Genomic DNA, 19,325 nt, shown 5'->3' on the forward strand with positions numbered 1-19,325 from the left:
TTACTAAATTCATCATACAAGGAAAAGACCTCTGCCTTTGGAAAAAACCCTGAAACGAAAAAAACAATCCCTAAACAACAAGTTGTCTAAGGATTGTTCGTGTGGAAAGGTAGCACAACCATATTGTTAAACACCTTATGCTCTGCCTCAATCGTCATGTTCCCACCATACTTCTCGCATATTCTTGCGATATTGGTTAAGCCGATACCATGATCCTCGGGGCTTGATTTCTGGCTGCGCAGCTGAGCAACCTCATTCTCCATATGATTGACGATTTGAATGAAGATCGCATTCTCATTGGAATGGATCTTAATACGAATGTACCGGTCCTCCGCCAGTTTGATCTTCTTAGAGGCTTCGATGGCATTGTCCAGCATATTCCCCAGAACGACGCACAAGTCATAACGGTCAATGTGGACATCCTGGGAGTACAACTGCAGCTTCGTATCTATTCGAATTCCATTGGCTTGCCCAATATTAAGAGTATTCGTTACCAGAGCATCAATCGCGAGATTCCCCGTATTTACTCTTTGATAAGCCTCTTCTACTTTATTCTGTGTTACCTTGATATGCTCTAGTGCCGCTGCTGGATCATTACGTTTAATACACTCTTCAATATATAGAAACTGTTGGTTCGTATCATGAATGATTCTTTTAATCGATTTGAAGCTATGGACCGTCTTCTCGTAGTTCGCATCCTGATAATCCATCTGATCTTGCAGCTGAGCTTTCTCGTGCACCAATTGAAATTTATCAACGATATTATCAAAGAGATAGATGACCATCACATTCAAGAGAAGGAATCCAATAATCGCGATGAAATAGTAAATATTCTTCTCACTATAAAAAGTAAGTACATGAACCTGATACATGCTGATCAGAGGGACGAATAAGAATAAAAGATAATAACGATAATGCACGGAGAAGCTTCTGCGTTTCGCAATGAGTCTAATAATCTGAATGACAGCAAACATGATCATGCAGCTAAGCAAAATCGTCTTCGTAAAGATCAAACGGCCATTCTTATTACTTGGATCAAGGGTAGTGAAGTCTATAGAATCTAATGAGGAGAAAATATATAACGAAATCATATTAGTCATTGTCACCAGAACTCCATACAGAACTGTAAAAATCACCTTGTTTTTGATTTCTACCTTGTAAGAATGCGCAATACTAAAAATCATAAGTAAAGCGACTAGCGAGGATAAGTAAGCGGACATCTGCACGACTAAATAGAGGTAATTAAGAATGCTATAAATGATAAAGTAACCGATTCTATTCGGCTTTCTAGTGGACTTATCAAATACGGAGTTAAAGAAGAAGTTGATCTGGAAGCACATCACTAGTATCACACAAATGATAATTGGTAAATGATATTGAATCATATCAGTTAACCTTCATAATCATATATTTGGTGTAGAAATCTTTAACCTCTTTAACCTTCGAACGACCAATCGGCAGCTCCATCCCGTTAGACATGAGAACAACCCCGCTGGCGAACTTCTTCACATGCAGCAGGTTGATGAGGATCGAGCGATGGATTTGCAAGAAGTTGCTGTCTCTTAATGCAGTTGCATAATCCGCGATAATACCTTTGCTCTCGTAGGTTTGACTGGTGGTAATAATGTTGAGCTTGCTTTTGATTGTTAAGCTTTTCGCAGCCTCAATCCCAATGATGTCATCATATCTTAAGACGACCTCTTCGTAACCTGACTTAACGACCATAAATTTCTTGTCTTGCGCTTGGAAGTATTGGTACAGTTTGATGATCTTCTCCTCTAGAATCTCAGGCGCAATAGGTTTAATCAGATATTGGAAGGTGATCACATCGAAGCTCTCTATCATGTATTCAGGATAACTCGTTAGAAACACGATTTGCTCGTCGAGGTGATTCAAGCTCCTGAGCTTTCGGGCGGTCTGAATCCCATTCATCTCCCCCATCTCTACATCCAGAATAAGAATATGGAAGGGGGCTTCATTACGCTCATAGTGGGACAGTAATTGCTCTCCTGAGCTGAACAGCTCGATATCGAACTCTACATTTGTTTTGATAGATAAGGCAATGAGTATACTTTTAACCAGCTCTCTTTGAATCTCCTCATCATCGCATATCGCCACCCTATACATCCATGACACCTCGCTTTACTGCATTTCTCCTAGCTTTATATTCCATCAGTATACAACAATTATTGAAGAGGAGATGAACACTCTTGGGTTAAAATGCAGATTCTGATCCTTGAAATGCAGATGGCGCACCGCAGTATGGCGTAAATGAGGTGGGAACTGATATGAATAACCCATAGCGACCAATACGCAAAAGGGCCGCCACATGTAGAATGTGAACGGCTCTCTTCTTCCGGAACCATGTACTTATGCTCCGAATCATCAACTGCCGGTTCAGGTCAGATAATATTAAGTACTTCCCGTGCTTGGGTATCCAGTTCCTGGGCGGAAACCGCAATTCCGGTAAACTCCTTCAGAGCTGTGTCTATCTGCCGCTGTCCTTCATCTACATTGCTCTGCACTTGATCCAGACCGTTTGACATTCTGCTGATTTCTTCTGTAATCGCATTGACACTGTCCCGAACCTCGGCAATGGAATCCTGTACTAGACCTGACAGTTTTCTGACCTCTTTAGCCACCACATCAAAGCCGCGGCCGAACTCTCCGGCATGCGCCGCCTCGATTGCTGCGTTAAGTGCCAGCAGATGCGTCTGTGATGCAATATCACGGATGGTCTGTACCACCCCCTGAATATCACCGGCTTTATTTTGCAGATTCACCAGCGTAACTGAGTTTTCGTCTGATACTCCGGCGATTTTGTCGATGCTCTGCAGCAGCTCACGGCTCCGTTCAATGCCTTTTTCCGCGCGATGGTTCAGACTGTCCGCCATCTGCTGCATCTTTTCCACCACATTATTCATGTTGATTTGCCTATGTGTAATATTCGTTGCAACCTTGGTTACACCGATAACCTGCTGATTCGCGTCATCAAAAATCGGCATATACGTCGCTTCGAGCCAGACCCTGTTCCCCTCTGCATCCATTCGTTCAATTTTGTCCTGAAAGCTTGTCCCGGAAAGCAGACTGTCCCAAAAAACTTCATAATCGGGACTATCCGCAAATTCAGGGAAGCACAGCTCCCGATGGTTCATTCCATACATTTCCTCTGGCTTGTATTTCATTGATCCCGCAAACACATCATTTACATACGCCACCCTGCGGTCCAGATCAAAGCGGATCAGGGCAAGATTTTTCTCTAAAGCTTTGACAACCAGCGCATCTGTGACTGTTTGGGCTGAACCCTTCTCCATAGTAATTTCTCCCTGTCTAACTTAATTTGTGATCTGTGACTTTCCGGTATCATCAAGCCGCTATTTTTGTTTGTATGCTATATTAACGGTAAAACTGCAGCTTTGGATTACATACAAAACAACTTTTCCCAAAATATAGCTATAAACCTCTTGATCTGCACCGTATAAAAAAGCAGACCGGCAAAGCCCGTTTCACGGCCATCTCCCGGAACAAAAGCACCCGGCGTCCTCAGAAAGATGGATGCCGGGTGCTTTGGCGGCTCATTACTCTCTTGTGTCGTCATTGCCCCAAACCCTATTTCACTTCTTCGGGCCATAATCCCCGAATTTAATCCCCCACACCGAATCCTTCTGATGTGCTGCCGCCTCCTGCAGATCAGGAAGCCTTCCATCCTGCGGATAATGCCGTTCCAGGTACATCACAAATCCCCGGCGCAGGCCGATTTCGTAATCCAGCTTGTTAAACTCATTCGGGTGCTTCTCCATCTCCGCAAGTGAGGATTCCCAGCTCTCCAGATCAGCAGCTTCAGAGCGGCCGTCACGCACCCGCTCCGTAAGCTCACGCAGCTCGCGGTAAGCCTTCTTTATTTTAGAAGAATAGACCTGCTTCTGGTTCAAAAAAGTAAGCAGTGCAACCAGCAGCGCCAGGCCGCCCCATACTATAAATGTGTACATTCCAGTTCCCTCCAAGCATTGCATATCCATTTCATTATACACGGCAGAGCACAAAAAAACCCCACAGTTCGTGGGGCGTGTCTGAAGATAACCTTCATTATCTTAACTCAGCTATTCCTTCTTCAAAATTTCATGAAGCTGCCGTTTATCGGCCTCACGTGAACGATCAAGCGCTTCAAGGTCATCCTGATCGGCCTCCGCTGCCGAAAACTCCACATCCTCTAATTTGGCTTCGTAGAGCATTTTTTGTTTGTCTGTTTTGGAGAATATTTTTGAGTTTTCTCTATCCATATCGGGATCAGCCTCCGTGTTGTTCTAAGATGCAAAACTTCAAATCATTCCGCCGGCATCTTCAATGATTTTTAAAGCCTGGTCAAAAGAATCGGAATCCACAACTACGGTCAGCAAAATATTTCTGCCTGTGGGACCGCCGTCTCCTCCGTGGCTCATTCCGCTCGCGCTGGAATCTGCTGCCGCCAGTATCCCCGCTGAATGGCTGTCCATCGTGGAGTTCAACGTCATGGTAGCCAGGCTGGGAATATCCCCAGTCAGCGGGTTATTTCCCGAGTACTGCGCATTGCCGGGGTACTTACTGAAGGTGTCTATGGACATGTCGATTACACGAAGCGCCTGAAGCTTCCTGGAGACGCCTTCTGCTTCTTCGGGAGCTTTAAAATAAGCAAGTATGTTTTTTTCGGACAAGGGTAATCCCTGCTTTCTGCCTGGAATGCACAACGCAAATTCACAGTGTTATTTTGTATTGAAGCATTCCGGATTATACGTAGGCTCTAATTTTTAAAAGCTCCTTGTGTCATCTTCTGCATATTCAAAACTTACTTTCTCCCATTCCCAGACTCGGGATTATCACCAGTCCCCGCCAATTTGTGCCTAAATTAAACATAGTGATAAAGATAGCGTTACTTTAGACCCATAAAAATTTAATTATCCAAATGTTATCCATGTCATAAAATCTTACTTAATGTCTAAAAAACAGAGATGAAGTTAAGATTTAGTTCTTTGTATCTAGTTTTTTCTCTGGAATAAGCCATGCGCATGTCATATTTCACACCACAAAAGAATCTGCACTTTAGAAATCAGATAATTTTTATGTAGATTTTACATTTTACCAATGGTAAAATCTTCTTAATATTTTTCCTACTAATCTAGATGGAAATAGAAGATTAATAGAAAGGAGAATCGACCTACTGTCTACAGCGGGAAAAATTGGAATCAGGATAACACACATCTGGAGGGGATTACATTTGGAGTGGACTAATCTACCACGCAAGCTATCTATCGTAGCCTTGTCACTGGGAGTGACAGCAGGCATGATTCCGGGAGCGGCATTTGCCGCCAGCAGCTTGCAGACGCCATCATCGAGTAAAACATTAACTTCTTTGACTCAGACCTCGAATCAGACGTTTATCTCACCACAGATCAACACCAAATCCTCAAACAATGTCCGCGTTATCGTGCAATTGAGCGGCCAGCCTGCAGCAGTAGGTAAATATGCAGCGAAGCAGGGAATTTCCGCCCTTTCCAAGACAGCTACGGAAGCTGCGGTCAAAAGCCAGCAGACAGAAGTACTGGACAAAGCGGATGACCTGGGAATCGATCTGACCGTAAACTACCAGTATGATACGGTGCTTAACGGTTTTGAAGTTTCCGTTCCAGCCAATGAAATTCCGCAGCTGGCAAAGATCTCCGGCGTTGCCTCCATTTATCCGAACAGCACCTGGTATGCGCTGCCGGAAGAAACGGTGACTGAAGCTACTTACAGAAATGACAATGCCCCGCTGGAGCAGATTCATGCCGATTGGGCTTGGTCACAAGGCCTTAACGGAGCAGGACTGAAGGTCGGCGTTATCGATACCGGGATAGACTATAAACATCCCGACATCGCAGCTGCTTATAAAGGCGGATACGACTCTTTCTATAATGATAACGACCCTTATGAAGAAGAACCGCTGACCGTTGAAGAAGATCCTTACGGCACAGGCTATGGGGGCACCTCCCACGGAACTCATGTATCTGGAACAATTATCGGCCAATATGCCGCAAAAGGCGATGTTGCCCAGAAGGGTATCGCTCCAGGTGCAGAGCTTTACGTGTATAAAGTACTGGGACGGAATCTCAAGGATCCAAGTACATCTTCAGGTTCATCCGCCCAGGTCATCGACGGTATTGAGCGTGCGGTGAAAGACGGTATGGATGTCATTAACTTATCGCTTGGTTCAGATTCCGAGAAAGATGTAAACTCCCCTGACTCCATTGCAATCAATAACGCCGTACTCTCCGGTGTTGTAGCGGTAATTGCCAACGGCAACAATGGGGAAGCGGGATATTTCTCCCTTGGTTCTCCTGCGGTTTCGCAGCTGGCCATTTCTGTCGGTGCCGTGACCAGTCCGATTAAAGCCTTCTCTGGCCGGTTTGAGACTGAAATCGCAGGATCTGCAACCTCAGTTACTTATGCCACTTATCAGGATTTCCGCGTTATGGCTTACGAACTTGGGAAAACTGATTTTGCCAGTATTATTGGTACTGATCCTGTTCCGGTCGTATATGCTGATCTGGGTGCAGAAGAAGATTATCCAGAAGGGGATATCAGCGGCTCCATCGTTCTGGTCTCCCGCGGGGAGCTGGCTTTCGTTGATAAAATTGCTAACGCTAAAGCACGCGGTGCTATAGCGGTTGTCATTTTCAATGGTAATGCTAACTCCAGTCACGAAGCCATCCTGGATGAAAGCATCCCGGGGCGCGACAATTTCATCGGAAGCAACCTCGGTGACGGGTACGACAACATCCCGACGTTCGATATCAAAGGTACAACTGGACGCCAACTGGCCCGGGCTATAAAAGCAAACGCCGGCAAGCCTGTCTTCTTCACCTTTGGAACAAACTATAATCCTACAAAGACTACTGGTGACGAAATCACTTACTTCTCCTCTTTAGGCCCAAGTGTCGATGGCAGCCTCAGCATCAAACCTGATATCGTGGCTCCTGGTGACGGTGTACTGTCCACCTATCCGGCTTATGGCGGTGATTATACTCAGGCTTACCACCGCAGCAGCGGTACCAGCATGGCGACTCCGCATGTTGCAGGCCTGTCTCTTCTGATCAAGCAGGCACATCCGGAATATTCACCGTTCGATATTCGGGCTGCGCTGGCTAATACTGCAGACACTCTCTTATATAATGGTGATCCTGTAGATCTGTATGCACAAGGTCCGGGACGCGCAAATGTTGAAAATGCAATTAAGACACCAGCGCTGCTCGAGGCACTCGAACCGATTTCGATTCTGGATAAAAACTATGTTCCGCAAAGTGTTATTAACTACAATCCTTCCACAAGCTTTGGAACACTATTGCCAGGATCGTCTGCAAGTAAAGCTCTGCAGCTCAAGAACATTAGCGGCAGCGAAGTAGCTTACACTGCACTTGTAGACTGGAACTACGGTGATACTGAGCATGTAACTGCAAAGCTGGATAAGACTACAGTAACAGCCTCTGCTTACAGCGCCAGCAGCTTTAATCTGACTGTGAATGTTGCCGCCGATACTGAAGCGCAAATGCTGCAGGGCAATATCGTTCTGGTACCGGAAGACGAAAGTCTGCCAGTCCTGCACCTGCCGTTCGCGATCAACGTCGATAAATCAGCAGAACAGCCAGATTGGGGTACAGGGATTCAAGAAGCTGAAATTGTTTCACCTATTGTGTACAACAACACAAGCACTCTTCTTTCCTACAACCTGAAAGCCGAAGATATTAACTACTATGAGGTGGATCTGGTTGGCCTGGATGATGTAACCAAAGGTTACTTCCAATACTACGCCACAGAATCTGCAGACAAATACTTCAACCCTGGCAAGTACAGTACTGTCATCGGAGCCACTTATCACCCGTATGACAGCAATGGAGACCCAATTCTCGATGAGAACGGTAAACCAGCTGTAGCTAATTTGACAGAAGGGGTTTACAAGCTTCAAGTTATAGGAATTAATGCAGAAGATAACACTAAGCTCCCGATCAAGATTGATCAATACGATGAAGATGTAGAATTCTATACCGCCTATACCTCATTCCGCTTCGTTAATGGTGCGCAACCAAATGGCGGAAGCACTGGTGGCGGCGGTGGTGGCGGTGCAGTCACACCAACCGCGCCAACTGTTCCTGCTGCTGCAGCAGCGCTAGTAGAAGAAGGAGCTGAGCAAGTATCCTTGACTCCGTCGACAGCTTCCAAAGATGGTGTTACCACAGTAACTGTGACCGACAATGATCTGAAGACTGCTCTGGCTAAAGCCACAGCTTCCAAGACCGCTGTCGTGATCTCCGTGGCCGCAATCACTGACAAGGCAGCTGTACTGAGCCTGACTGCGGACCAAGTGAAACTGCTGGCCGGTATCCATGCCGACAGTTCCGTTGTAATCAGTATTGGCGGATCTGCAGTTTCCCTGCCGGTATCCTTGCTGAAATCTGCTCCTGCAGGTGAAAGCTTCAAGCTGGACATCAAGCAGGCACCTGAAGCCGCAAGCAAATTGACTACCAGCGTACCTGGTTCTACGGTAATCGGAACTCCGGTTTCTTTTGAAGCTTCTTGGACTACCGCTACCAGCAGCACCTATTTGAACACACCAAGCAATGTATTCATTAAGAGATCCTTTACAGTTCCAGGCACGATTCAGCCGAAAACTGCCGGCGTGCTCTTCGAAGAGAAGGGAGTAGTAACTCCGGTTGCTTCCGTGTTCAAGTCTCAGACAGACGGAACAACTCTTGTTACTGTAAACCGCCCAGGCTTCTCGACTTATGCTGCCGTAAGTAAACCAGCAGCAGCCTTTACGGATATCGCTTCTTCGAAATCTGCTGACGCCATCCAGGCGCTGGCTAACAAGCTGATCATCCAGGGTACATCGGGGGCGACCTTCTCGCCGAAGAATAACCTGACCCGTGCTGAGTTTACAGCGCTCTTGACCCGCGCACTCGGTCTGCGTACGGATGCCAAAGTTACCTTCTCTGATGTGAAAGCAACAGACTGGTACGCTGCTGACGTAGCTGCGGCTTCCAAAGCCGGCCTGATTCTGGGCATCGGCAACGGTAAATTTGCTCCAACCCAAAATGTAACCCGCCAAGAGCTGGTTGTTATTCTGGACAGAGCCCTAAAATTGACCGGAACCGAACTGAAGAGTGCGAACCCTTCCTTCACGACCTACACAGACAGTGCCAAAGTAGCTGCCTATGCGAAGGACAGCCTGCAATCCCTGTCTGCTGCCGGCATCATCAGCAGCGACCAGGGAACCAGCTTTAACCCGGTCGCTCCGGCAACCCGTGAAACGGCTGCTGCCGCGCTGTATCAACTGCTGAGCAAGATTGGTCTGATCGAATAGTTATAAGTCCCTGTCAGTTCCGGTCTCCCCGGAGGCCGGAACTGAGCAGTGATGCTTGTCCCAGGACCGTGCATGGTTTAACAGCCATGTGCGGTCCTTTTTTCAACCTACTACATACAGCATTAAAACCCCCAATTCCGTTTAGTGATACGAAATTGGGGGTTTGATCTGTCTTCTTATGAATTCACTTGAAATGCTTGATGAAGAGATACTCAATCACCACGGAAGGCACGCTTCACACGGTCAAAGAAAGATTGCTCCTGCTCATGCGTGTTCTCTCCATTGTAGGAAGCGAACTGGCGCAGCAGGTCCTTTTGCTCATCGCTAAGCTTGCTTGGAGTCACTACAATGACCCGCACATGCTGATCCCCTGTTCCGTTGCCGCGCAAGTGCGGAACACCTTTGCCTTTGAGGCGGAAGAAGGTGCCGGTCTGTGTTCCGGCCGGAATCTTGAGCTTTACTTTTTCAGTTAAGGTAGGAATTTCGATTTCATCACCAAGCGCTGCCTGGGCGAATGTCAGCGGAACCTCGCACATAATATCGTCGTTCTCGCGCACGAAGAAATCATGGCTCTTCACACGGATCACGATGTACAGATCTCCGGCCGGGCCGCCGCGTGTGCCGCCTTCACCTTCGCCGGTCATGCGCAGCTGTGCACCGTCATCGACACCGGCAGGAATGCGCACATGAATCTTGCGCTGTTTCTTAACCTTACCCTGACCTGCGCAGGTCGTACATTTTTCCTTGATGATCTTACCTGTGCCGCTGCAATGGGAGCAGGGACGGCGGTTACGCATTTGTCCAAGCGGAGTATTCTGCACGAATTCCTGCTGGCCGCTGCCATGGCAGACAGAACAAGTCTCCGGTTTGGTGCCCGGTTTAGCTCCGGAGCCGAAGCAGGTATCGCAGGCTTCCGTCCGGGGAATGGTAATGTCGGTCTCCTTGCCGAATACCGCTTCCTTGAATTCAATGGTCATCGTGTACTGCAAATCGCCGCCGCGCTGCGGGGCGTTCGGATCGCGGCGTCCGCCGCCTCCGCCAAAGAACATGTCGAAGATATCACCGAGTCCGCCGAAATCTCCGCCCCCGCCAAAGCCGCCCCCCATACCTTGATTAGGATCGATATGACCGTACTGGTCATAACGGGCCCGCGCTTGGCCGTCACTCAGCACGTCGTAAGCTTCCTTCACTTCCTTGAACTTGGCTTCAGCATCGCTGGCTTTGTTGACGTCCGGATGATACTGGCGCGCCAGCTTGCGGTATGCTTTCTTCACTTCATCGTCTGATGCATCTCTTCCGAGGCCCAGAACCTCATAATAATCGCGTTTCTCTGCCACTGCTTTCACCTCCGTACATCCATACTGATCATTCTTGACAATTTAAAGGGAAAGTCAAAACACGGGATGCCCCGGTTTGACCTTCCCTCTCTTCCACAATAGTGTTTATCGTTTAAGGTTACCCTTGATTCTTCTCGTCGTCAACAACCTCATAGTCTGCATCAACAACATTGTCCTTCTTAGCGCCTTCCGGAGCGCCTTCAGCGCCTTGTTCAGCCTGTGCAGCCTGTTCATACAGCTTCACGGACAACTGCTGTACAATCTCAGTCAGCGCTTCTGTAGCTGCGTTGATTTCTTCCATGTTGTCAGTTTCCAGTGCCGCTTTTACTTTGTCCTTAGCAGCGTTTGCCTTCTCGATTTCGGAAGCATCCACTTTGTCGCCGAGGTCTTTGATTACTTTATCTGTAGAATACACGAGCTGGTCAGCATTGTTTTTCGCTTCAACCAGTTCTTTACGCTTGCGGTCTTCCTCAGCGTGCAGCTCGGCATCCTTCATCATTTGTTCAACTTCGGCATCGCTTAAGCCACTGGAAGAAGTGATCGTGATCTTCTGGCTCTTGTTCGTGCCTTTGTCTGTTGCAGATACATTTACGATACCGTTGGCATCGATGTCAAAAGTAACCTCGATTTGCGGTACACCGCGCGGTGCCGGCGGAATCTCGTTCAGCATGAAGCGGCCCAGTGTTTTGTTGCCGTTCGCCATTTGGCGCTCACCCTGCAGCACGTGAATTTCAACGCTCGGCTGGTTGTCGGCGAAGGTCGAGAAGACCTGGGATTTGCTTGTTGGGATTGTAGTGTTGCGTTCGATCATCTTCGTGAACACGCCGCCCGCAGTTTCAATACCCAGGGACAACGGAGTTACGTCGAGCAGTACGACGTCTTTAACATCACCGGTCAATACACCCGCTTGAACAGCAGCACCCAGGGCTACCACTTCATCCGGGTTAACGCCTTTGTGCGGTTCTTTGCCTGTAAGCTTCTTGATGGCATCCTGTACGGCAGGGATACGTGTAGATCCGCCTACCAGTACGATCCGGTTAAGGTCAGCCGGAGTCATGCCAGCATCACTCAGGGCTTGACGTGTAGGTCCGAGCGTACGCTCTACGAGACCTGCAGTCAGCTCATCGAATTTCGCACGGGTCAGGTTGATTTCAAGGTGCTGAGGCACGCCGTCAACCACAGTGATGAACGGAAGCGATACAGTAGTTGTCAGTACGCCGGACAGCTCTTTTTTCGCTTTTTCCGCTGCATCCTTCAGACGCTGTACAGCAGCTTTATCCTTGCTCAGGTCAATGCCTTGCTCTTTCTTGAATTCAGCTACGAGGAAATCCATAACTACCTGGTCAAAGTCGTCACCGCCAAGGCGGTTGTCACCGCTGGTAGCTTTTACTTCGAAGAAGCCGTCGCCCAGTTCAAGAATCGATACGTCGAAGGTCCCGCCGCCCAAGTCATAGACGAGGATTGTTTGATCTTCGGATTTCTCCAGACCATAGGCAAGCGCTGCTGCGGTTGGCTCGTTTACGATACGCAGAACTTCAAGGCCCGCGATTTTACCGGCATCCTTGGTAGCTTGACGCTGGCTGTCATTAAAATATGCTGGAACGGTAATAACGGCTTGGGTAACAGTCTGTCCCAGGTATGCTTCGGCATCGGATTTCAGCTTTTGCAGAATCATAGCCGAGATCTCTTGTGCAGAGTAATCCTTGCCGTCAATGCTTTCTTTGTGGTTCGTGCCCATGTGGCGTTTGATTGAAGCGATTGTGCGGTCAGGGTTCGTAATAGCCTGGCGTTTCGCTGTTTCGCCGACGATACGCTCGCCGTCCTTCTTAAAGCCTACAACCGATGGGGTTGTGCGCGCGCCTTCCGGATTTGGAATAACGACGGCTTCCCCGCCTTCCATAACGGCAACGCAAGAGTTGGTGGTTCCAAGGTCAATCCCGATAACTTTACTCACTGTAATGTGCCTCCTCAAAAATATTATGGAGCTTAGGCTCCTGCGGAATGATCAATAGTTGCATAATGAACACAAATGCTTAAAAGGTACCCGCACATGACTGTACGGCCGGAACATCCGGCAGACCGTATCATAGCAGGCAGGTGATACCTTAGGTATATAGACAGACTACATGCTGACTTTGACCATGGCCGGACGAAGAACCTTATCTTTCAGAAGATAGCCCTTCTGGACCTCTTCCGTTACGATACCTTCTTCGTACTCCTCGCTCTCCACCTGCATAATCGCCTGATGATATTCAGGGTTAAAGGGCTGTCCTACCGTTTCCATTGCTGTAAGTCCTTCTGACTTCAGTACCCCTTCAAGCTGGCGGAAAATCATATTGATGCCTTTGGTGAAGGCTTCGGATTCTGCATTACCCGGAGCAGTTACCAGCGCACGCTCAAAATTATCAAGTACGGACAGCAGCTCGCCTACGAGCTTGGAGGTGGCGTACTGGGCCAGCTCTTCCTTCTCCTTCTGGGTACGGCGGCGGAAGTTGTCGAAATCAGCCTGCACGCGCAGCGCACGGGCCTGAGCCTCCTCAGCCAGCTCCTGGAGGCGCTTAGCGGCTTCACCGCCTGAAGCCTCCTCGAAGGCCGCGTCGTTCTCCTGTACGGCTTCTGCCTCATCAGCCGCCTGAGTTTCGTTTATAGCTTCATCATTCATCTCATTCGAATCTTGAACCTGTTCCTCTTTCAAGTTGTCTTCACCTCCTTCAAATCATTCACGAAAATCATTTACACTCTGTTCACTTATACCAGTGTGCCAGCATCGCTGTCAAATCCCGGGAGATAATCCCCAGTATGCCCATCACGCGCGCGTATTCCATCCGGGTCGGTCCCAGGATGCCTATACTACCCAGCGCCTTACCGTCCAGTGAATATGTGGCTGTAATCAGGCTGCAGTTGGCAAAGGCCTCATGCTTATTCTCCGTTCCGATGCGCACCTGTATACCGGTTCCGCCGGAGGCGGGGGCGAGCATTTTTAGCAGGGTCGGCGTTTCTTCCAGCAGATCGAGAATGGTCTTGACCTTGTCGACGTCCTTGAACTCCGGCTGGGTCAGCATATTGGTCGCTCCGCTGAGATAGATGCGCTGTTCATGATCGCTTTCCAGCGCCGTGTCCAGCACCTGCATTAATTCTTCATAGTGGGAGATGTGACGCTGCATTTCCTCGCCCAGCTCGGAATAGAGCTGGCTCTTCAGCTTATAGAGCGGGACGTTCACCAGCTTGCTGTTAAGCAGATTAACCACCTTCTCCATTTCGGAAAGGGAAATCTCCGGCGGAATCTGAACCGTACGGTTCTCTACCTGCCCGGTGCTGGTAACAATAATCGCTACGGCATTATTGCCGTCGAGCGGAAGCAGCTGAAAATGGCGCAATGAAGTATGAAAAACCTCCGGTCCGAGTAGGATGGAAGTGTAATTCGTCATATTGGAAAGAATCATTGCCGCATGCTGGATAACCTGCTCTGTAGCGTTCAGCTTCTCGGCGAAAAAAGCGCGGATCGTGCCCATCTCTGCCGACTCGGCGGAATTCCACGGTACCAGATGATCCACATAATAGCGGTAGCCTTTATGGGACGGAATTCTTCCCGCCGATGTATGAGGCTGCTCCAGATACCCTAGCTCCTCCAGATCGGCCATTTCGTTGCGGATCGTTGCCGGACTGTAGCCCACATCGCCCCGTTTGGAGATGCTGCGCGAGCCTACCGGCTCAGCGGAAGAAATATAATCATCTACGATAGCGTTAAGTATCATTCTCTGGCGTTCAGTTAACATGTAATTCCCTCCTATCGGCTGTGGCTCCGATTCGTTAGCACTCTGTCGAGATGAGTGCTAACCACTAATACAAAAATACCAAACTGACCTTGGCATTGTCAAGTCAGTTCGGCTCCTTGAGTGCGTTATCATTGCAGCTTTTTGTCTGAACCTCATGCATATTCTCCTTAATCTGATTCAGATCATTGTTCTCATCCGGCTGTATCGTCTCTTCTGGTGCATAAGCCAGGGTCCGTCCGGACTCTAAATTACATATTTTTCTATAAAAAAATCCATATTCCGGAAATCATTCCGCAACCTCCATTCCTAATTTACGTCTGAATATCAAAAGGGGGCGGATAAACTGCATGAATCTAAAACGGTATTCCATGTTAGCGGTACTTGCAGCTGTGCTGCTCTTGGCCAGCGGTGTTTGGATTGTTCTACGGGGCGCTGCCGGGCAGTATGAATGTTCCTTCGGGGAATCGGAATATGCTTCAGTGTTTCAGTGGAACGGAATTGTCTATGATGAGAATTGGGATACTCCGCTTACTGGCCTTAAGAAAGGCAAACCTGTAGGGGAGATCACTTACACTACGGCAGACCATAAATGCCCGCGTACGGTCATGCAGGATGGAGACTCTACTCTCCTGGATGTCGGCACGAAGCTGTATGAAGTGACCGGCTATAAGGCATCCGCCAGGCTATGGGCGGGGGACAGGCTGTATGAAGCCCACAGCAATCCTGCTGCAAAGACACTTAATGATATGTTAGATGTTGCCGGTAAAATTAAGACTGTCCGCTTCATCAGCGGAATGGACGGGACCACTCACCTGAAGGACTTCACGCCGGAGGCTGCCGAGATATTTATTAGGGAGTTTCCCAAGCTGCAGTATATTCCGTTCCAGGAACTATACAAACAGACCAAAGGCTGGGTCGGAGACAACTACTGGCTTGAAATCGAAATGAAGGACGGGTCCACGATGACAATCGTCTATAATACGCTGTCCCCCTCCTTCAACCCTCCTGCGTATGCTACGCCGGAACTTGCAGCACTTGTAGAGCAGCAGCGCAAGCTGATCTATACCGAGTAAGTGACGGATTAAAAAACCACTATTCTCCCGGAACCCGCGCCCCGGATGAATAGTGGTTTCTTGTACTATAGATAACGAAGCCAATCCGCTCCGTTTAATTCAATCTCTTCAGCACAGCGATTTCATCGCAGGCATGCTGCTTCTTGCAGTTCACGCAATCAGTCCATACCTTCTCCGGGAAGATTTCCTTCTCGACCACGGTGAACCCGTTTCTGAGGAAAAAATCAACTGCATAGGTCAGTGCCATAATCTTCGGAATACCCTGGCGTCTAGCTTCTTCTGTGAGCATCTCCAGAATCATGGAGCCTACACCCTTGCCCTTGCCTTCATCACGCAAACCGATGGAACGGACTTCAACGAGATCATTGCCCAGTCTGAACAGCGATCCGCAGCCTACAAACCTGCCACCGATTTCAGCTATGACAAACTGATCAATCTGGCGGGTCAGTGCTTGCCTGGAACGGGGCAGCATAATACCACGCTGGGCGTATTCCTCTATCATTAAATACAGCGGTTCAACATCCTCCACCGTAGCATTTCTGCATATTACCTTGTGATCTCCCGTAGGAGCCGCCGACTGGCGGATCATTTCCGTCTTGACAAGCACTTTGACTCACCCCTCGTTGTTAATATGAATAAATATACAACAGAGTGAATTACAATTCAAGAGATATTTTAAAATTAAACCTCTGTCAAAGCACCGACAAATTCGCCGAAAACATCATTGCCAAACAGGATTCCCTGCTTGCTCAGCCGGTAGGTGTCACCGTCATGCTCCAGTAGCCCTGCATGCAGCATCTTATGCAGCGAAACTCCGAAAATCTCCTCCATCGTTTTACCGAACTGCGCCTGGAATGCATTATCCGATACCCCTTCACGCATCCGCAGACCAACCATCATGAAATCCTCCATGGCCTCCTGCTCGGAGATCTCGAAAGAGTCCAGACGCGGCAGGCCGCTGCGTGAAGCTTCAACATACGGGTTAACGCCTTTAATATTCATATGCCGCTGGCGTTTGACGTATCCGTGCGCCCCCGCGCCAAGGCCGTAATAATCCATATTCCGCCAGTACGTAATATTGTGGCGGCTCTCCATGCCCGGTTTGGCAAAGTTGCTGATTTCGTATTGGGTATAGCCGGCTGCCTCCATAGTGGACATCAGCAGCAGGTACATCTCCAGCTCATCCTCTTCACTTGGCAGCGGAAGCTTATTTTTGTTAAACAACGTGTGGAAAAGCGTATTCTCCTCCACCTTCAGGCTGTAGATCGAATAATGCGGCAGGTCCAGCTCCAGCGCCTTGCGGATGCTCTCTTTCAGCATACCCACGGTCTGGTTAGGCAGCCCGAACATAAGATCGACCGACAGGTTATGCAGCCCAACACTGCGGGCATTCTCCAGACTGCGGTAGACGTCGTCCACATTATGAATCCGCCCGATGCCGGTCAGCAGCTCATTCTGGAAAGCCTGCACGCCAAAGCTTACCCGGTTAACGCCGCCTTCCTTCATCACTGTCAGCTTATCTATATCTGTCGTACCGGGATTGGCCTCCATCGAGAACTCGATATTGTCATCCCACTGCGGGAAATGCTTGCGCACCGAGTTCAGGAAAAAGGCCATTTCATCCGGCTTCAGCACGGTTGGTGTTCCGCCGCCGACAAAGATGCTCTTAATCACTCCTGGAGGGGTCTCTTTCACAGTCAGTTCCATCTCCCGGTCAAGCGCGTGCAGATAATCCATCACCGGCTGATCCTTCAGTACATAGGAGTTAAAATCACAATAAAAGCACTTATTCGTACAAAACGGGATATGAATATATACGGCCTCAGGGGGACGGCCACTTAATTGAGTTGTCATAGCAGTCTCCTTTATCTAATATTCAGCGCCGGGCAGCGGCGCAGTCATTGATCCAAAAAGTCAGAAAAGGGAAGCCGTAGGGCTTCCCTTGCAGATCAGTTACACACGTCAGGAACAGTGCTGCGCACTGCTACTAAGGACAAATTTACTCGTCGATCTTCAGAACCGCCATGAACGCTTCCTGCGGCACCTCAACGCTGCCGACCTGCTTCATGCGCTTCTTACCTTCCTTCTGCTTCTCCAGCAGCTTCCGCTTACGCGAAATGTCACCGCCGTAGCATTTGGCGAGTACGTTCTTGCGCATGGCCTTAACGGTCTCACGTGCAACAACCTTGGTTCCGACAGAAGCCTGAATCGGCACCTCGAACATTTGACGAGGAATAATGCCGCGCAGCTTCTCACAGATGATCCGTCCACGGTTATAGGCACGGTCGCGGTGAACGATGAACGAGAGGGCATCGACCTGCTCGCCGTTCAGGAGAATATCCATCTTCACCAGATTGGACTGGCGGTAGCCGGAGATTTCATAGTCGAAGGAAGCATAGCCCTTCGTACCTGATTTCAGCTGGTCGAAGAAGTCATATACAATTTCCGAGAGCGGAATCTGATAAGTAATCGTTACCCGGTTGGAATCGAGATATTCCATATTGACGAATTCGCCGCGTTTATTCTGGCACAGCTCCATGACGGTGCCTACGTAATCGTTAGGGACAATGACCCCGGCTTTGACGTAAGGCTCTTCCACATAATCAATGGTTCCGATTTCCGGATAATGCGACGGGTTGTCGATGGTCAGCATCTCTCCGTTGGTCAGCATAATGCGGTAGATAACGCTTGGCGCAGTTGTAATCAGCGGCAGGTTGAACTCGCGCTCAATCCGCTCCTGAATAATTTCCATGTGCAGCAGGCCAAGGAATCCGCAGCGGAAGCCGAAGCCGAGCGCACTTGAGCTCTCAGGCTCGAAGCTTAGCGAAGCATCATTCAGCTGCAGCTTCTCCAGCGCTTCACGCAGGTCGTTATAATCAGAGGTTTCGATCGGATACAGGCCGCAATAAACCATCGGATTGATCTTACGGTAACCCGGCAGCGGCTCCGGTGTCGGATTCTTCGCATCCGTCACCGTATCCCCGACACGGGTATCACCGACATGCTTGATTCCGGCTACGATAAAGCCGACATCACCGATATTCAGTTCGTCGACAATGGTCATACGCGGCATGAAGGCACCGACTTCAATAACATCGAATACTTTCTCGGTTGCCATCATCTTAATCTTCGAACCGGCGCGGATACTTCCGTCCATTACCCGGACATAGACGATAACGCCTTTGTACGGATCATAGTGGGAGTCAAAAATCAGCGCTTTTAGCGGCTCTTCGGAATTGCCGGTTGGTGCAGGAACCTGCTTAACCACCTGCTCCAGAATTTCCTTAATACCAATGCCCGCTTTGGCAGAAGCAAGCACTGCTTCGCTGGTATCAAGTCCGATCACATCCTCGATCTCCTGCTTCACCCGTTCCGGGTCAGCGCTTGGCAGATCGATTTTGTTGATGACCGGCAGAATTTCCAGGTTGTTGTCCAGCGCCAGGTATACGTTAGCCAGCGTCTGCGCTTCAATTCCCTGTGCAGCGTCTACTACCAGCAATGCGCCTTCACAGGCCGCAAGGCTACGGGAGACCTCATAAGTGAAATCGACATGTCCCGGTGTGTCGATCAGGTTCAGCAAATAATCCTGCCCATCGTCAGCACGGTAAGTGAGACGTACGGCCTGCAGCTTAATAGTGATCCCGCGTTCTCGCTCCAGATCCATCTGGTCAAGCACCTGCTCCTGCATTTCGCGCGAGCTTAGTGCGCCTGTATACTCCAGAATACGGTCGGCCAATGTCGATTTACCATGGTCTATATGTGCAATAAT

Annotated in this window: 16 protein-coding genes; 2 read left to right on the top strand and 14 right to left on the bottom strand. The window is 49.0% G+C overall.

Going from position 1 to position 19,325, the window contains the following annotated elements:
• Window positions 1-86: 86 nt before the first annotated feature.
• The 7 genes from AQR02_RS19015 to AQR02_RS19045 form a co-directional block, all read right to left on the bottom strand.
• A complete protein-coding gene (locus tag AQR02_RS19015; RefSeq protein ID WP_054941815.1) occupies window positions 87-1,385 on the bottom strand; it encodes an ATP-binding protein in 1,299 nt (432 codons plus the stop codon).
• A gap of 1 nt (window position 1,386) precedes the next feature.
• Window positions 1,387-2,127 carry a LytR/AlgR family response regulator transcription factor gene (locus AQR02_RS19020; protein ID WP_054941816.1) on the bottom strand — a complete coding sequence of 247 codons (741 nt, stop codon included), beginning with the start codon at window positions 2,125-2,127 and terminating at the stop codon, window positions 1,387-1,389.
• Window positions 2,128-2,402: 275 nt separating this feature from the next.
• Window positions 2,403-3,314 carry a methyl-accepting chemotaxis protein gene (locus tag AQR02_RS19025; RefSeq protein WP_054941817.1) on the bottom strand — a complete coding sequence of 304 codons (912 nt, stop codon included), beginning with the start codon at window positions 3,312-3,314 and terminating at the stop codon, window positions 2,403-2,405.
• A gap of 107 nt (window positions 3,315-3,421) precedes the next feature.
• Window positions 3,422-3,598: a hypothetical protein gene (locus tag AQR02_RS19030; protein WP_159067791.1), complete on the bottom strand. Its 177-nt coding sequence runs from the start codon at window positions 3,596-3,598 to the stop codon at window positions 3,422-3,424.
• Window positions 3,599-3,614: 16 nt separating this feature from the next.
• Window positions 3,615-3,989 (bottom strand): hypothetical protein, encoded by a 375-nt coding sequence (locus tag AQR02_RS19035; RefSeq protein ID WP_054941819.1) that lies wholly within the window; start codon window positions 3,987-3,989, stop codon window positions 3,615-3,617.
• Between the two features lie 111 nt (window positions 3,990-4,100).
• Window positions 4,101-4,280 (bottom strand): YfhD family protein, encoded by a 180-nt coding sequence (locus AQR02_RS19040; RefSeq protein ID WP_054941820.1) that lies wholly within the window; start codon window positions 4,278-4,280, stop codon window positions 4,101-4,103.
• Window positions 4,281-4,319: 39 nt separating this feature from the next.
• A complete protein-coding gene (locus AQR02_RS19045; protein WP_054941821.1) occupies window positions 4,320-4,691 on the bottom strand; it encodes a hypothetical protein in 372 nt (123 codons plus the stop codon).
• A 560-nt stretch (window positions 4,692-5,251) separates the two neighbouring features.
• On the opposite strand from AQR02_RS19045, the gene AQR02_RS19050 reads away from it, so the two are divergent.
• Window positions 5,252-9,370: a S8 family serine peptidase gene (locus AQR02_RS19050; protein ID WP_082451908.1), complete on the top strand. Its 4,119-nt coding sequence runs from the start codon at window positions 5,252-5,254 to the stop codon at window positions 9,368-9,370.
• 212 nt (window positions 9,371-9,582) lie between these two features.
• Here AQR02_RS19050 and dnaJ read toward each other — a convergent pair whose 3' ends face one another.
• From dnaJ to hrcA, 4 genes are all read right to left on the bottom strand, one after another.
• Complete coding sequence (gene dnaJ / locus AQR02_RS19055) at window positions 9,583-10,707, bottom strand: molecular chaperone DnaJ (RefSeq protein WP_054941823.1); 1,125 nt, start codon at window positions 10,705-10,707, stop codon at window positions 9,583-9,585.
• 118 nt (window positions 10,708-10,825) lie between these two features.
• On the bottom strand, window positions 10,826-12,661 hold the full coding sequence (gene dnaK, locus AQR02_RS19060; protein ID WP_054941824.1) for a molecular chaperone DnaK: 1,836 nt from the start codon (window positions 12,659-12,661) through the stop codon (window positions 10,826-10,828).
• Between the two features lie 168 nt (window positions 12,662-12,829).
• The gene (grpE, locus tag AQR02_RS19065) at window positions 12,830-13,402 is read right to left on the bottom strand and encodes a nucleotide exchange factor GrpE (protein WP_054941825.1); all 573 of its coding nucleotides are present in this window, start codon (window positions 13,400-13,402) and stop codon (window positions 12,830-12,832) included.
• A gap of 49 nt (window positions 13,403-13,451) precedes the next feature.
• Window positions 13,452-14,483 carry a heat-inducible transcriptional repressor HrcA gene (gene hrcA, locus AQR02_RS19070; protein WP_054941826.1) on the bottom strand — a complete coding sequence of 344 codons (1,032 nt, stop codon included), beginning with the start codon at window positions 14,481-14,483 and terminating at the stop codon, window positions 13,452-13,454.
• Window positions 14,484-14,830: 347 nt separating this feature from the next.
• On the opposite strand from hrcA, the gene AQR02_RS19075 reads away from it, so the two are divergent.
• Window positions 14,831-15,556: a hypothetical protein gene (locus AQR02_RS19075; protein WP_054941827.1), complete on the top strand. Its 726-nt coding sequence runs from the start codon at window positions 14,831-14,833 to the stop codon at window positions 15,554-15,556.
• A 94-nt stretch (window positions 15,557-15,650) separates the two neighbouring features.
• On the opposite strand, the gene AQR02_RS19080 is transcribed toward AQR02_RS19075, so the two are convergent.
• The 3 genes from AQR02_RS19080 to lepA form a co-directional block, all read right to left on the bottom strand.
• On the bottom strand, window positions 15,651-16,145 hold the full coding sequence (locus AQR02_RS19080; RefSeq protein ID WP_054942169.1) for an N-acetyltransferase: 495 nt from the start codon (window positions 16,143-16,145) through the stop codon (window positions 15,651-15,653).
• Between the two features lie 92 nt (window positions 16,146-16,237).
• On the bottom strand, window positions 16,238-17,410 hold the full coding sequence (gene hemW, locus AQR02_RS19085) for a radical SAM family heme chaperone HemW (RefSeq protein ID WP_054941828.1): 1,173 nt from the start codon (window positions 17,408-17,410) through the stop codon (window positions 16,238-16,240).
• A 145-nt stretch (window positions 17,411-17,555) separates the two neighbouring features.
• Window positions 17,556-19,325: translation elongation factor 4 (gene lepA, locus AQR02_RS19090; protein ID WP_054942170.1), on the bottom strand; the 1,770-nt coding region annotated here is incomplete at its 5' end.

Source organism: Paenibacillus ihuae (genome assembly GCF_001368795.1).
GTDB lineage: Bacteria > Bacillota > Bacilli > Paenibacillales > Paenibacillaceae > Paenibacillus_AQ > Paenibacillus_AQ ihuae.